Below are 15,680 nucleotides of genomic sequence, written 5' to 3' on the forward strand. Positions count from 1 at the left end.
AATTTCTGGTGGTAACGCTATTACCTTGAATGTAAATGATGCTGATTCAAATGCATCAAACGAAATTCAAACTATTACGTCTACTGATGGTTCGGTAACGGTTACTCCAAATGGAATCAATTATAACCTATCCGTGCCAACGGCAAACGGTGCAGAAACCATAGTGGAAGCGGCACCGGATACAGATATCAGTGTTACTGGAACTGGTACGTCGGCTGATCCATATTTAATTGCCAATACAAGACCGGATATTTTCTATCCGCCTTCTATTGAGGTAGATGTGGCAACAACGGGTACAGGTAGAACAATTGATTTACATGCGGAGTATTTAGCTCAGTACGGTACACCGGCAGTGGTTAGCGCAGGTGCCCCAACAGCAATACCAACTTATGCGAATAATGAATTGTATTATTATGTAACATATTATGATACAACTGTATTTGCAAATGTTAGTGTGAACGCTACGGGTATAATGACTTACGATGTTATAGCGGCTCCAACAGATTATAATACACTGATCAATGTAGTTTTTGTAGCTCAATAATTAGCTAATTGAAACAAAGATCCCAAATCGATTTGAAAAAAAATTATACATATAGAACTATAATCCTAAGCATTGTTTTTACAATGCTGGGGATTTTTGTCTCAAACGCGCAGTTTTTATTGCAGGCTCCAACAGATAGTGATCAAAATAACTTTCGTTGGTACGAAGCCTCGGATACTGCAACAGTTTTGGGTACAGATTCTTTTTACGAAGTAACCCAACCTGGTATTTACTTTGCAACATACGATGGTACTTTATGTGGTTCTAATGCAACGGGTTATTTTATTGTAACGGATTGTAATAATCCTGAGAATGAAGTAACCATGGATATTACCAACAATGTATCTACCGGAGCTACGGTAAATTGGAGTCCGGCTATTACGGGAGATCAATTAAGGCCAATGGTAATTGCAACCGATGCTGTTGTAAAATATACGGCGATGGTAACCAAGGCGGGCAATACGTTCAACCTCCCTAATTTTACTGTGGTTTGTTTACCACAAGCAGCAGACTTAGAAGACGATTTTGTAACCACTGATGAAGAAGTACCTGTAGTTATAGATATTTATGGTAATGATGCCGATTTACCCGATGTTGGTGCTTTAACAGCGACCGATCCTTCTAATGGTTCGGTAACCATTGATGATGGTGGTACACCCAATGATCCTTTAGATGATATTGTAACCTACACTCCATATACAGATTTTAATGGTACAGATAGTTTTGACTATACCATTTGTAATGCTTATGGAGATTGTAGCACAGCTACAGTAACCATTGAAGTTTTACCGGTTTTAGATACCAACGATGATTCCATTGCAATTGATATAAATGCAATTACTGCCATAGATACATGGCAATTGAACGATAATGATTTGCCAACAGATGGTTCGTTCAGTGTTACACAACCCACCAATGGTTCTGTTACCGTTGATGATAATGGTACGCCAAATGACCCATCAGATGATATTCCTACGTATTTTCCTAACAATAATTACTTAGGTACAGATGCTTTTGACTATACGGTTTGTGATACTGTTGGTAACTGTAGTACATCAACCATTACAATTATGATAAATCCATTAGGTGTAGATATGGATAGTGATGATGATGGTATTGTAGATAGCTTTGAAGATTTAAATTTAGATGGTGATAACGATCCATCTACCAACCCGACCGATACGGACGGAGACGGATTCCCAGATTATTTGGATATCGATGCAGATGGTGATGGTATACCCGATAATGTTGAAGCTCAGGCAACTGCTGAATACATACCACCATCAGGGATCGATGCGAATACCAATGGTTTAGATGATGCCTATGAAGCTAATGGTTTAACTGGAATATTCCCAGTAGATACAGATGGAGATAACCTGCCGGATTATTTAGATGAGGATAGTGACAATGATAATGTACCGGATGCCATAGAAGGTCATGACTATGACCATGATGGTATTCCAGATGTTGTAGCAATTGGATCTGATAAGGATAATGACGGTTTAGATGATGGATATGAAGGAGCAATTTCTGTAGATGCCGATGTCAACGATGAAATTGATGACCCGTATGCACAACTTCCTAATACCGATAGTGATGAAGAATCAGATTATAGGGATACGGATGATGACGATGATGGTATTGAGACTCGTGATGAAGATTTAAATCTAAACGGGGATTATGCAGATGATGATACGGACGGTGATGGTATTCCAAATTACTTGGATTCAGATTTAGGTCAATTAGAAGAAGAAATTGAAGTTTTCAACGTTATTACACCTAACGGTGATGGTATTCATGATGTTTTAAGAATAAACGGATTGGAAAATTATCCTAATAACACCTTGAAAATCTATAACAGATGGGGAGTATCGGTTTATATGACCAAGGCATATAATACAGAAGGTAATGTCTTTGATGGTACTTCTGAAGGAAGGGTAACAGTAGATGTTGATCGTAAATTACCGGTAGGTACATATTTCTATATACTGGATTATGAACTGCCTAATGGAGAAACCGAAACATTGTCTGGTTACATATATATAAATAGATAAGAACAATGCTTAAAGATTTTATATACAATAATAAAGTACAACTACTAAAACGGGTTTTCACCATAGTGATGCTTGGTCTTGGGGTATTTTGTTACGGCCAGCAAGACGCGCAGTACACACAGTATATGTATAATACCATTAGTGTGAATCCTGCATACGCCGGCTCTAGAGGGCATATAAGTATAGGTGCTTTACATAGATCTCAATGGGTGGGCTTAGATGGTGCACCAACTACACAGACTTTTAATGCACATTCCCCAATTGGATATAGAGGTGTAGGCTTAGGACTATCTATTGTTAATGATGAAATAGGACCTACGTCAGAAACTAATTTTGATATCGATTTTTCATACACCGTATGGACTTCAACCGAGGGTAGATTAAGTTTTGGTTTAAAAGCAAGTGCTAACTTGTTGGATATTAGGTTTTCAGAATTAAATCAATATACTACAGATCCTACTTTACAGCAAGATATAGATAATAGGCTTTCGCCAAATATTGGAGCGGGGGTGTACTATCATACAAATAGGTTCTATGCGGGTTTGTCCGTACCAAGATTTCTAGAGACCACACACTTTCAAGGGTCTAATTTATCTACGGCAAAAGAACAAATGAACCTTTATTTGATTACCGGTTATGTTTATGATTTAAACGAATTTTTAAAATTTAAGCCAGCACTGCTTGCCAAAGTGGTAAGAGGAGCACCTTTACAAGTAGATTTATCGGCGAACTTCATGTTGAACGATAAATTTATTTTAGGAGCGGCCTATAGATGGGATGCCGCCTTTAGTGGTATGGCTGGGTTTAATGTATCAAACAAATTTTTAATTGGTATAGCATACGATAAAGAAACAACAGAACTTGGTAATACAGCTTTTAACGATGGATCCTTTGAAGTTATTTTCAGATATGATTTCATAACTACCAAGAACAATTTAAAATCTCCTCGTTTCTTCTAGTATTTTCTTTTTATACATCATTACGTAAAATAAGTTAAACGCCTTATTTTTACGTTATGAAGGAAGAACAGGTAATTCTCGTAAATCAAGATAACGAACAAATTGGTACCATGCCCAAAATGGAAGCCCATGAAAAGGCGGTGTTGCATAGGGCATTTTCAGTATTTATTGTCAATGACAACGGAGATATCATGTTGCAACAAAGAGCGGCATCAAAATATCATTCTCCGTTACTGTGGACCAATACATGTTGTAGCCATCAGCGCGTTGGTGAATCTAATATTGAAGCCGGCAAAAGAAGGTTGCAGGAAGAAATGGGATTTCAGGCTGAATTGAAAGAATTATTTTCTTTTATATACAAAGCTCCTTTTGATAATGGATTAACGGAACATGAATATGATCATGTAATGTTGGGTAGTTTTAATTCAGAACCTAACATAAATCCTGATGAAGTAGAAGCCTGGAAATGGATGTCACCGGAAGCTGTAAAAGAGGATATTTCTAAAAATCCCAACGATTATACAGCGTGGTTTAAGATTATCTTCGATAAGTTTTACGAACATTTATTTAATACGCCGGCGAAATGATGAAGGTTAAGGTAAGTAGAAAAGCACATTTTAATGCTGCCCATAGATTATATAGGAAAGATTGGGATGATAATAAAAACACTGAAATTTTCGGTAAATGTAATAACCCTAATTTTCATGGTCATAACTATGAAATGGTTGTGAGCGTAACAGGTGAAATAGATCCAGAAACAGGTTTTGTAATGGATATGAAGGTGTTAAAAGATTTGATCAAAGTTGAGATTGAAGATTATTTAGATCACAAAAACCTTAATATTGAGGTAGAAGAGTTTAAAAGCTTAAATCCTACGGCTGAGAATATTGCAGTAGTTATTTGGAAAAGATTGCGTTCGCATATTCAAAAAAGTCATGAGCTTGAAGTTGTTCTTTATGAAACACCAAGAAACTATGTTACATTTTCTGGATAAATTTAAAATGTAAGAAAAACCTTAATTTTTCGTTATTAGTTTAATTTAGTAGACCAACAAAAAAACAATCAATGATACATCCATTAAAATTTAAGCCTATTTTAAAAGAAAGGCTATGGGGAGGCACCAAATTAAAAGAGGTGTTTGGAAAACCAATAGAGAGTGATATTACTGGTGAAAGCTGGGAATTATCTACCGTGCCAGGAGATATTTCGGTGGTGGCCAATGGAAGTTTAGAAGGTAAATCGCTTCAAGAATTAATAGATTCCAATGGCGAGGAGTTGTTAGGGAAAAGCGTCTTTGAGCGTTTTGGAAAGGAATTTCCCATTTTAATAAAATTCATTGATGCAAAACAAGACCTATCTATTCAATTGCACCCAAATGATGCCTTGGCAAAAGAACGTCATAACTCTTTTGGAAAGACAGAGATGTGGTATATTATGGATGCAGATCCTAAGGCAGAGCTTATAGTTGGTTTCAATAAAGATGTTACCAAAGAAGAATATGCTGAAAGTGTTGCTAATGATACCCTACTTGATCTTCTTAATTATGAGCAAGTTAAAGAAGGGGATACATTCTTTATCAATACCGGAAAAATTCATGCTATAGGGGCAGGGGTAATGTTGGCAGAGATTCAGCAAACTTCAGATGTTACCTATCGTGTTTTTGATTTTAATAGAAAAGACAAAGATGGAAACCTTAGGGAGTTACATACAGACTTGGCATTAGATGCTGTAGACTATGAAAAGAAAGACGATTTTAAAGTTTCTTATAGCCAGGAAAAGAATGAAGTAAATACCATGGTAGATTGCCCATATTTTAAAACGAACTTTATTGAGCTTACTGAAAACTTGGAATTGGATACGGTAAATAGAGATTCGTTTACCATTTTTATGTGTGTTGGCGGTGAAGCTAAGATCAGTACTGCAGAAGGTGAAGTAGCTATTAAGAGTGGTGAAACGGCACTATTACCAGCATCTACACAGAAAATTTCATTACAATCTACAGGAGCTAAATTGTTAGAGGTTACTATTTAAGCTGTAATTAACAATACGGCAAACCAAAAATTGTACTTTTGTAAAAAATAATTAGAGATGGCAAGTATTAAAAATTTAAAGAAAGATATTAATAATGTTCTTGGTGACATTATAGAAGGTGTTTATATAGTAGAGGCAACCAACGGTACTACGCATTCAAAAGAGGGTACTGCCATTATTGATGAGGCAATAGCAACATTTGATGAATTGGTGGCTAAAGTCAATAAGAATGATGTTGAGAACAAAAAAGCACATTTCAAAGAAGTAAGAAGTGATTTGGAAACAAAAGCAACTAAATTGGTAGAAGACCTAAACAAGTTGGCTTAATTCAAAATTCCTTTAGAAATAAAAAAGCATCCTAATCATTAGGATGCTTTTTTAGTTATACCAATTTGGTAATTGTATTAATTCTTTCCAAGTAGTGCAGCTAGCTCTTTACCATATTTAGATGCTGCCACCTCTGGTGATAGCACACTATATATAGAATCTAAATATTTCTTGTTGGCATCTGGTATTTCCTTAAGTGCAACATAAGGCGCAATAAAGGATGATTTGTTGTTAAGAGCAAAATTAATGGCAAAAGCATAGCCGCGTTGTAAATTTCTATTGCTGATATTTTCTAGGGAATCAATACTCACAGCACTTACGTCACCCTTTGCTTGCGCGGCATTCATCATAATTTCAATATTTCTCTTATTAATGCCAGACATGGTCTCTCTGTATTCTTCAAGTCTTTTTTGAGTTTCAGAGCCGGTAATTTTAGCTGTGGTATCAAATGTATTCCAATCGGAATTTATGGTCATCGTACCTGGTTCCGCAAAGAAAGTAATACGGTCATTGATATCGTTATTATCTTTCTTATCTAAATACAGATAAAATATTTCAGGACTGGATAATTTGGTTTTGAAAGAGAAATTTCCATCTCCGTTAATGGCAACCGAATCTACAGTAATTAAAACTGAATCTGGTACATGTTGCAGGTAAAGCGTACCTTTTTTTAAACCTTTTATTTTACCGTTTACAATTAGAGTTTCTTTTGTGTCATCACCACAAGAGCTCAACGCCAATAGTGCAGTAATTACGAATAATATTTTCTTCATTCTTCTGATTTAGGGCGCAAATATCTATAAAATTTGATAATTAAGAACGCCAACTTTTTAATTTGTTAGTAACTAAGGTCTGTTTATAAGCTTGAAGCCACTTCCATCAAATATGCACATAGCAATGCGCCACCTGTACCTACAACGTAGCCTAAAACGGCCAATAGTACTCCTACCGAGGTCAATGAAGGGTGAAATTCAGCAGCTACAACAGGTGCAGAAGCAGCGCCACCAACATTCGCCTGACTACCTACAGCTAGAAAGAAATACGGAGCTTTTATCAATTTAGCCACTAATATCATTAATCCTGCGTGAATGCTGATCCAAATAAAACCAACGGCGATCAATCCTGGATTTTCAAGAACTTTGCCAAGGTCCATTTTCATACCAATAGTGGCAACCAAAATATAAATGAACATTCCACCAATTTTGCTGGCACCCGCCCCTTCATAATTTTTAGCTTTGGTGAAAGAAAGTGCTATACCTAAACCAGTAGCGATTACCACCATCCAGAAAAAACTAGAACCTAAGAAGGATAAAAAACTCTTTTGGTCGCTTACTACATCAAAACTAGTGGTTAAATATGTGCTCATGTAATCACCAAAAAAATGAGCGATACCTACTGCTGTAAATGCCAAGGCAAGCATGATCATATAATCGTTCAAGGTAGGTACACGGGTAATTTTCTCCGTAAACTCGGTCACCTTTATTTTTAAGGTTTCAATAGCAGAAGTATCTGCTTTTAACCATGTATCAATTCTTTTGGTTTTACCAACTCCCAATAATACAATGGCCATCCAAACATTGGCTACCACAATATCAATTAATACCATGCCACCATATTTTTCAGGGTTATATTGAAAAATTTCTAGCATGGCAGCTTGGTTGGCACCACCACCGATCCAACTACCGGCAATTGTAGATAGTCCCCTCCAGATAGCATCAAAATCGTTACCGCCTACTGTATCGGGTGAAAAGATAGATACAATAAGAATAGCAATGGGACCACCGATAATAATACCTGCACTACCGGTCAAAAACATAATAATTGCCTTAGAGCCTAAGTTGCTAATAGCTTTAATATCTATACTTAAGGTCATAAGTACCAAGGCAGCCGGTAAAAGATATCTACTTGCCATAAAGTATAAATTGGAGATTTCATCGGAAACTATGCCGGTACTTGTCAGTATTGCAGGTAATAAATAGCACATAAGAACAGCCGGTACTATGGAATAGAACTTGCTCCAGAAGCCCGTTTTTTTATTTGATGTGTAAAAGATGAAACCTAAGCATAGTGCTAAAAGTCCAAAAACTACAGTGTCATTTGTTATTATGGGCTGGGCAATTAAGTGTGGCATATACATATAAGTAAGTTGCTAGTTTCAAATATAGTTAATTCACTAAGTTTTCTGCAATGTAATGCGCTACACCATCTTGGGTGTTTTCTAAAGTTATATAAGTTGAAATAGCTTTTACTTCTTCTCTTGCATTTGCTACAGCAACACCGCAGCCTACATTTGAAAGCATATCTATATCATTATAATTATCGCCAAATGCGATTACATCTTGCAATGTTTCATGGTCTTTTAATAGCAGCTGTATAGCAGATAGTTTTGAAACTTCTTTTGGGGCAATCTCAATTAAAGTATCGTTAGAACGGTAAAGATTCAGTAATGCACCCAATTTTTCATTAAGAATAGGCATTAATTCATCTGCACTTTCTTTAGTACACATAAGCATAATTTTGTGAGCACCTATTTTTCGTTCATTCCAATCGCTTAAAGTAGTATCGGTATCTTGAAAAGTAGGGGTAGATTTAGTGTATTTAATTTCTTTTTCTACACGTACCGATGTTCTTGGAACGTACCATTCATTTTTATAATATAGTCCTAAGTCTGCATTAAGCCCTTTACACAACAAATAAATTTGGTTTAAAACGGAAATAGGTATGAATACAGATGTAATTTCAGTATTGCCAGATAGTACCAAAGCGCCATTATAACATATTATAGGCTGTTCTTTAATACCTAAATCTTCTTGAATGTAATACATAGCACTGGGCATTCTTGCGGACACTAGTATTATGTTGGTTTCATGTTTAATTTTATTGATCTGTTCAATAAGATATTTAGAAACGTCACTTTTAGAATATAGCATTGTACCATCTAAATCTGAGCATAGGAATTTGAATTTCATTTTAAATATTTAACCAGTAGGTAAGTTTTAAGTTGATAGAACGATATTTGGGTTCAAACGAATTGACAAAATAATTGTCATTATACACTATAAATAAATCTGACAATGGAGCAAAACGCCATTGCAACCTAGAGTTAAAACCTAAATTATCTCTTTGGTTACTATATTGTACCAGCGTAGACCAAAATATAGACTTGCTAAAGGTAACATCTATTTTAGGACTAATTAGCCAAATATCTGTACTTGAATAGGGTTCCGGTAACGATATTTTATCATAGTTCATGGCCAATGACAAAAAAACTTTGGGTTGAAATCTTAAAAACATTTCAGCTCCCAAAGAAAATCTATCTCCATTAAAAAAGCTTCCTAATGTAGGTTCAATGCTATAAGCAAATCTTTTTCTGCTGTCAGATTGGTATTCCAATGAAATAAAATTATAATGATAGCCAAGCATTCCGGGTAGTGGTATGGCATCATCTAAGTTGGTTGGGTCAAAATCTTCGAATAAATAGGTGTAGGAATGGGTGTATGATACATTTATTTCTGATTGGTCATTAAATTTAGATTCCCAAGCCCCCATAAGGTCATAGTCTGTATGTAAAAAATCATTTTCTGGACTCCAGGTCAACACTGGGAAAAATTGAAAACTGTGACTCTGTAAAGCACTGTTTTCCGGCCAAAAGACACGCTCAAACATTGTGGCTGTCTTAAAAATATCTGTTCTACGAATAAAACCAAGATCAGACCTAAAGTCTTCACCTATATAAACTAAGTCCTCAAAAAAATTCCAGTTTCTAGAATTGTATTGCATAAATGCTCCTGACGAAAGATTTGCCTTGCCTGCATCATGTGCAAATGATTTATGTAGATAGAATTTACCATTCCATATATTGTTATCCGATATTAAGTTATAATCAATACCGGCAACCCTATTATAGCGATCTTCATCATCTTGAAAATCATAGTCCTTAAACGTTTGTCTATTGATAAAGAACATTCCAATATTGGAACGTCCAAAAACATTTTGCTGAAGCGCCAACATGGTGTTGTTGTTCGAAGCTATATTTTCTTCAATATCTTCAGCGGTCTGTAGATTTAGAAAACCCAATCTAAGCCCTTTATTGATCTTGCCGCTTAAACGTACACCGCCAATTATTTTATTTTCTATAGTATTGTCTGCAGTATCTTTGGCTATACCTATACGTCTCGAGAAGAACGGATTTGCATCTCTACCACCACCAAAGCTGCCAAAAAGGTCACTGTTGTCAATAAAGAACTGTCTTTTTTCGGGCAGGGAAACTTCAAATCTGGTGAGGTTCGTAATCTGGTCGTCTACCTCTACTTGAGAAAAATCGGGATTTACCGTTACATCTAAATTCATACTATTGCCAATGGCAATTTTGGCATCTCCACCTACATTAAGTTTTGTATTGGCTTCATCCAATTCAAAGTCCTTTTGTGACCCCATATTTATATACGGAATAACAGCAAGTGGCGTACGGAATTTACCCAATGGTTGTTCAAAAATCATATCACCCATAAAGGTGAGACCGTAAATATTCTGATTTTGGGGAATATTTGTCCAAGTACTGTTCTCGTTAGATTGTGTATCAAATCTATAACTATTAAAACGCCATTTTGTTTCTCCTTCTTTAAATTTGAAGGCAGTTAATGGTATTACCATTTCAGAAGTGTAGTAATCTTCATATATTTTAGAATCTCCCCGCCATTTCACATCCCAAGAAATAGTAAATCCGTTAAGGTTTAGTCCACCACCTGAAACTAGACCTTCTCGTCTTACACCGTAAGGGTTTATACCGAATAGAAAAGCATTGTTTCCATCATTGAAAGTATCAAAGAGCAAGGTAATGTTATCACTGTTGCCAGCTCTAAAATCTCGTTTTAGCGATTGTATTGAATAATCTTGGCCAGCTGTGTAAATGGTTATTCCAACGTAAAGATTCTTGTCGTCATAAAGCATTTTAATTTCTGATTGCTTTTTAGATTGTACAGAATCTGTTGGGAAGTATTGCCAAAATTTATCCGCTTTGTCTGCCTCTATCCATACGGGTTCATCAAGAATACCATCGGGAGTTATGTTGGCGGTTATTTTTTTTACAACAAATGATTTGTTGTTGGTTTGGGCATTTAAAAGTACGCAAAAAAGTATAAGCACTAGAGTACTTAGGTATTTGGTCATTTTGGTAAAAGTTTGGTAGTCAACCAAATTTAAGTTTTTGTTTGTTAAATAAGTTGTATATCTATAATAAAAACACAAAAAATGTAACTAAAACCCAATTTTAATACCTAAATGATTTTAACCTTTAAACTTTTTACTCTTCTTTTTATTGGGATTCTTAAATAGACGTTTGAAAAAACCATCGCGCTTTATTGGGTCGCAATTTAAAGCTTCTTGTACCGTAACAGTCGGTTTTGGAAAGGTCGGTTTTGTATATGTATTAAATTGCTTGTCCTTATTCAATTCTTTCATCCAAAGTCCAAACAAGGGTAGGGCGGCATTGGCACCTTGTCCAATGCTTGTATTGCTAAAACCAATTTCGTGTTGATCTAGGCCTACCCAAGTAACATGTACAAGTTTAGGGGTAAGGGCAACAAACCAAGCATCTTTATTATTCTGTGTTGTTCCGGTTTTACCGGCAATATCATTTTTGAGTCCATAGGTGCTTCTAAGTCTTGCTGCAGTTCCAGAATTAACGGTAGATTTCATCATTTCTATCATTATCTGTCCGGTTTCTTTTGAAAATGCTGACTTTTCGTTTAATTCAGAATTAAATTCAACTAAAACCGAGTCTCTATGATTAGAAATACTTTTGATCAGGTTTGGCTCAATGTGTTTTCCGTTATTGGCATAGCTGGTATAGGCCTGTGCTAAATCAATGATTTTTATTTCTCCTGTTCCAAGCGCAATAGAAGCTTCTTTAGGCAGTTCACTGTTAATGCCCATATTTTTTGCCATGAGAAGAACGTTGTCAATTCCTGCCTTTTCCAGAACTTTTACGGCAATAGTATTAATAGAGTTGCTAAGCCCTTCTTCCATAGAGTAGTTAAGGTAAGCTTCATCCTTATCACCAGAATTGGAAGGAGACCAGCCTTTTAAATTATCATATGCTATTTCTTCGGAAGAGAAATAGGTACAGGGTGAAATGCCTTGGTCTACTGCAGTGGTATACACAATGGGTTTAAAAGTAGACCCTACCTGGCGTTTACTTTGAGAAATATGATCATACTTATATTGCTCAAAATTAATACCACCAACCCATACCAAGATGTCACCATTTGTGGGGTCTACCGCAAGTGAACCGGTATTTAAGAATTTGGTATAGTGTTGAATACTATCCATAGTACTTGCCATTTGTTCTTCGTCACCTTGCCAAGATTTAAAAATTCTTTTTTGCTTGTCTTTAGATAGGCTATCAATAATCTGCTTATGAGTTAATCCGGATTTTTGTAATCTTTTATAGGTAGAAGTTCGCCTGGCAATTTTTTCCATCAACTTTTTATCCTTTAACCATGGTGCATTGGTACCGTAGCTTTTTTCAAAACTATTTTGAAGCTTAGACATATGTTCTACCATTACATCTTCAGCTAATTGTTGCATCTTGTAATTAAGTGTAGTGTAAATTTTGAGTCCAGAGGTATAGATATTATAATCTGTTCCACTTTCATTCTGTTCAGCGATCCAACGCAACATTTTTCTACGAACTTCTTCCCTAAAGTAGGGTGCAATGCCAGCGTTGTAATCAAATTCCCTATAATCTAGATCAAGGTCTTCTTGAGAAAATTTTGTAACCTGTTCTTCCGTAATAAAATCATTGTTGTACATGGCACGTAATACCAAATTACGTCTGCCCAAACTTTTTTCTGGAAAAATTCTAGGGTTGTAGCCATACGTAGCTTTTAACATACCCACCAAAGTGGCCGCTTGTGGAGCAGAAATATCCTTGGTTCTGGTATTAAAGAATTTAAGTGCAGCGCTTTCTATGCCAAATGTATTATCACCAAATGAAACGGTATTAAGGTAATTGGTCAGTATTTCTTTTTTAGAATAAGTTTTCTCCAATCGTTTGGCAATGATCATTTCCTTGACCTTATTGACAACTATATTTGTTTTATTTCTTTCTTTTCTTGGGTACAGGTTTTTCGCTAATTGTTGGGTTAACGTGCTGCCCCCGCCAGATGAATTATCTCCTAAAAGTATAGTTTTAAAACCTACCCGAACAAGACTTCTAATATCAATACCAGAGTGCTCATAAAAACGTTCGTCTTCAATGGCGACTAAGGCATGAATTAAATGCTCAGGAAAATCCTCATACGCCACCGGTTGCCTATCATATAAATAATATTTACCGATCAATACACTATCTGCGGTAAATACTTCTGATGCCATTTGATATTGAAAATTGGAAAGCTCCTTTTTTGAAGGAATTTTTCCCCATAACCCAATATTTATACTACCGATAAAAAGCATAAACAATGCAAAAAGACAGAGAATACCTAAGCCTATAATTTTAAGTAATCCTTTTTTTCTATTTGTGCTGCTACGTTTCTTCTTCATCATTTATGCAAGTTCTGATATAAATTTAATCTTACCAAGTTTTAACAATACCTTAAATTCTGATGCACTATTTTTGGGCAAAATTTAGACGATGAAGTATATCTTTTTTTTATTGGTACTAGCAGCCAATGTTACATTTGCAAATGATATGTATTGGTCAAAAACCGGGCATAGGGTAGTAGGTGAAGTTGCAGAGCAGCATTTGACTAAAAAAGCAAAGAGGGCGATCAATGATTTATTGGAAGGTGAAAGTTTGGCTGCTGTTGCAAATTTTGCAGATGAAATAAAATCTGATCGTGCCTATCGCAAATTTAGCGCATGGCATTATGTAAACATTCCTTTTGGGAAAACTTATGATGAAATAGAAAAGAACGAATATGGTGATTTGGTACAAGGGGTGAAAACCTGTTTGGAAATCATTAAGGACAAGAATAGTAGTAAGGAAGACAAGGCATTTTATCTTAAGTTTTTGGTTCATCTTATTGGTGATCTACATCAACCTATGCATGTGGGTAGGGCAGAGGATAAAGGAGGTAATGATATACAATTGCAATGGTTTGGCAATGGTACCAATTTGCATAGGGTTTGGGATTCCAATTTGATAGACGAAAATGGAATGAGCTTTACAGAGCTTGCTGTGGAATATCCTAAAATGTCCAAGCAAAAAATTAAGTTTTTGCAAAAAGGATCTTTACTAGATTGGGTTGAAGAATCTCACTTATTGGCAGAGAAAGTATATGCCTCAGTAGAGGTTGGGGAAAAATTAAGCTACCGTTATAGTTATGACTGGTGGCACACCGTAGAAGATCAATTGCAAAAAGGAGGCGTTAGGTTAGCGGCGGTTTTAAATGAAGCTTTTAAATAATTAGCGCTTAGATATTTTATTGCCAGAGATGTTTCGTTGTCTAGAACATCGAAATCTATTCGTATCATCTGTACGAAGTTTGGCGTGTTTTGTAGCACGACCTTGAACACGTTTACGCCACATTCTAAAACTGCTTGGTTTCATTTCGCGACGCATAACTTCAATAGTTTCTTGTTCGCTAATACCAAATTGAAAAGTTATGGCTTCAAAAGGAGTACGGTCTTGCCAAGCCATTTCAATAATACGGTCTAATTCTCTTTCTGTAAATTCTTTATTCATAGCGTGATAAAGGTACTACATGAAATGATAAAGTAGAAACTTGTTCATATTTTGTTGTAGCTCAAAAAAAGTAAACAATAGGATAAAAAAACAAATCCGGATAGTGTATGAAAACACCATCCGGAAGCTATAAAATTTTGATACTATATATAAGGTATAAAACTTACACCAAAACATTCTTTAATTCATTTCTATATTCTGAGGGGTTTTGCCCTGTAAATGCCTTGAACGATTTATTAAAATGAGAAAAGTTGTTGAAACCACATTCAAAACAAACTTCAGTAATGCTTAATGGTTTTTCTGCCAAAAGTTTAGAAGCGTGTACCAAACGGTATTCATTTACAAATTGTACAAAGGTCTTATTGGTGATCTTTTTAAAGTATCTACAGAAAGAGGGTATGGTCATACTGACCATAGATGAAATTTGCTCTAAGGTAATTTCTTCCCTAAAGTTATTCTTGACAAAATTAAAAACGATATTTATCCTGTCATTATCCTTTACATCTGTAGCAAAAGAGAATCCTTCTGCGTTCAACAAACGCATATCGTCAGAGTTGCCCAAGTCGTTCAATATATTAAGTATGGAAAGTAAGCGCTGAAAATCCGTCTGATATTCTAACACTTCCATTTTATCACCAATCTTTCTTTTGGTTTTTCCAGAGAAAGCAATTCCGCCACTGGCGCTGTTAAAAAGCTTTTCAATTTTCTTCATTTCAGGAATCTTAAAGAAATCTGTTCCAAGAAAATCGGTTTTCATTTGCACAACGGTTTCACTGGTGTTACCGGTAAGTGCATCGGTAAACCCGCAATGTGGTAAATTACTACCTATTAATATAAGGTCGCCATTTGTATAATAAGATACGTGACTACCTATTTGTCTCTTTCCTGAGCCACCATTAACATATACCAGTTCAAGTTCTGGGTGGTAATGCCACAGGTTATTTCGGTTAATTCTGTTCTCATCAAACTTTTGGTAAGTAAATGAATGACCAAAATCTGGTTTAATGGCTTCAAATGTAGGTTTATGTTTTACCATGGTAATACTTGTTTGTACTATAAAATTAAACATCAAGTTT

At 35.6% G+C, this 15,680-nt stretch carries 15 protein-coding genes; 8 read left to right on the top strand and 7 right to left on the bottom strand.

The window, feature by feature from the left end:
- From I600_RS19345 to I600_RS16490, 7 genes are all read left to right on the top strand, one after another.
- On the top strand, positions 1-544 hold a 544-nt coding region (locus tag I600_RS19345), incomplete at its 5' end, for a hypothetical protein (RefSeq protein ID WP_058105667.1).
- A gap of 83 nt (positions 545-627) precedes the next feature.
- Positions 628-2,598, top strand: coding sequence for a T9SS type B sorting domain-containing protein (locus tag I600_RS16465; protein WP_058105668.1), 1,971 nt, complete (start codon positions 628-630; stop codon positions 2,596-2,598).
- A 5-nt stretch (positions 2,599-2,603) separates the two neighbouring features.
- Entirely contained in the window at positions 2,604-3,557 is a 954-nt protein-coding gene (locus I600_RS16470; RefSeq protein ID WP_058105669.1) for a PorP/SprF family type IX secretion system membrane protein, read from the top strand.
- 56 nt (positions 3,558-3,613) lie between these two features.
- On the top strand, positions 3,614-4,144 hold the full coding sequence (idi, locus tag I600_RS16475) for an isopentenyl-diphosphate Delta-isomerase (protein ID WP_058105670.1): 531 nt from the start codon (positions 3,614-3,616) through the stop codon (positions 4,142-4,144).
- Entirely contained in the window at positions 4,144-4,551 is a 408-nt protein-coding gene (locus tag I600_RS16480; protein ID WP_058105791.1) for a 6-pyruvoyl trahydropterin synthase family protein, read from the top strand. Before idi ends, I600_RS16480 begins: the two co-directional genes overlap by 1 nt.
- Before the next feature lie 74 nt (positions 4,552-4,625).
- Positions 4,626-5,588 carry a type I phosphomannose isomerase catalytic subunit gene (locus I600_RS16485; RefSeq protein WP_058105792.1) on the top strand — a complete coding sequence of 321 codons (963 nt, stop codon included), beginning with the start codon at positions 4,626-4,628 and terminating at the stop codon, positions 5,586-5,588.
- Positions 5,589-5,645: 57 nt separating this feature from the next.
- Positions 5,646-5,915 carry a hypothetical protein gene (locus I600_RS16490; protein WP_058105671.1) on the top strand — a complete coding sequence of 90 codons (270 nt, stop codon included), beginning with the start codon at positions 5,646-5,648 and terminating at the stop codon, positions 5,913-5,915.
- A 77-nt stretch (positions 5,916-5,992) separates the two neighbouring features.
- Here I600_RS16490 and I600_RS16495 read toward each other — a convergent pair whose 3' ends face one another.
- The 5 genes from I600_RS16495 to I600_RS16515 all read right to left on the bottom strand — a co-directional run bounded on the left by I600_RS16495 (position 5,993) and on the right by I600_RS16515 (position 13,463).
- On the bottom strand, positions 5,993-6,688 hold the full coding sequence (locus I600_RS16495) for a DUF4369 domain-containing protein (RefSeq protein WP_058105672.1): 696 nt from the start codon (positions 6,686-6,688) through the stop codon (positions 5,993-5,995).
- Positions 6,689-6,771: 83 nt separating this feature from the next.
- Positions 6,772-8,046: a DUF819 family protein gene (locus I600_RS16500; RefSeq protein WP_058105793.1), complete on the bottom strand. Its 1,275-nt coding sequence runs from the start codon at positions 8,044-8,046 to the stop codon at positions 6,772-6,774.
- Positions 8,047-8,080: 34 nt separating this feature from the next.
- Positions 8,081-8,884, bottom strand: a complete 804-nt coding sequence (locus I600_RS16505) for a Cof-type HAD-IIB family hydrolase (protein ID WP_058105673.1) — start codon at positions 8,882-8,884, stop codon at positions 8,081-8,083.
- Between the two features lies 1 nt (position 8,885).
- Positions 8,886-11,084: a DUF5916 domain-containing protein gene (locus tag I600_RS16510; protein WP_058105674.1), complete on the bottom strand. Its 2,199-nt coding sequence runs from the start codon at positions 11,082-11,084 to the stop codon at positions 8,886-8,888.
- A gap of 117 nt (positions 11,085-11,201) precedes the next feature.
- On the bottom strand, positions 11,202-13,463 hold the full coding sequence (locus I600_RS16515; RefSeq protein ID WP_058105675.1) for a transglycosylase domain-containing protein: 2,262 nt from the start codon (positions 13,461-13,463) through the stop codon (positions 11,202-11,204).
- Between the two features lie 88 nt (positions 13,464-13,551).
- Between I600_RS16515 and I600_RS16520 the strand changes: the two genes are divergently transcribed.
- Positions 13,552-14,325 (top strand): S1/P1 nuclease, encoded by a 774-nt coding sequence (locus tag I600_RS16520; RefSeq protein WP_058105676.1) that lies wholly within the window; start codon positions 13,552-13,554, stop codon positions 14,323-14,325.
- Here the strand turns inward: I600_RS16520 and I600_RS16525 are convergent, their stop codons facing one another.
- Positions 14,326-14,604 (bottom strand): TIGR03643 family protein, encoded by a 279-nt coding sequence (locus I600_RS16525; RefSeq protein WP_058105677.1) that lies wholly within the window; start codon positions 14,602-14,604, stop codon positions 14,326-14,328.
- A gap of 163 nt (positions 14,605-14,767) precedes the next feature.
- Entirely contained in the window at positions 14,768-15,640 is an 873-nt protein-coding gene (locus tag I600_RS16530; RefSeq protein WP_058105794.1) for an AraC family transcriptional regulator, read from the bottom strand.
- Positions 15,641-15,680: the final 40 nt, after the last annotated feature.

Origin of the sequence: Maribacter dokdonensis DSW-8 (genome assembly GCF_001447995.1) — a bacterium.
Lineage (GTDB): Bacteria > Bacteroidota > Bacteroidia > Flavobacteriales > Flavobacteriaceae > Maribacter > Maribacter dokdonensis.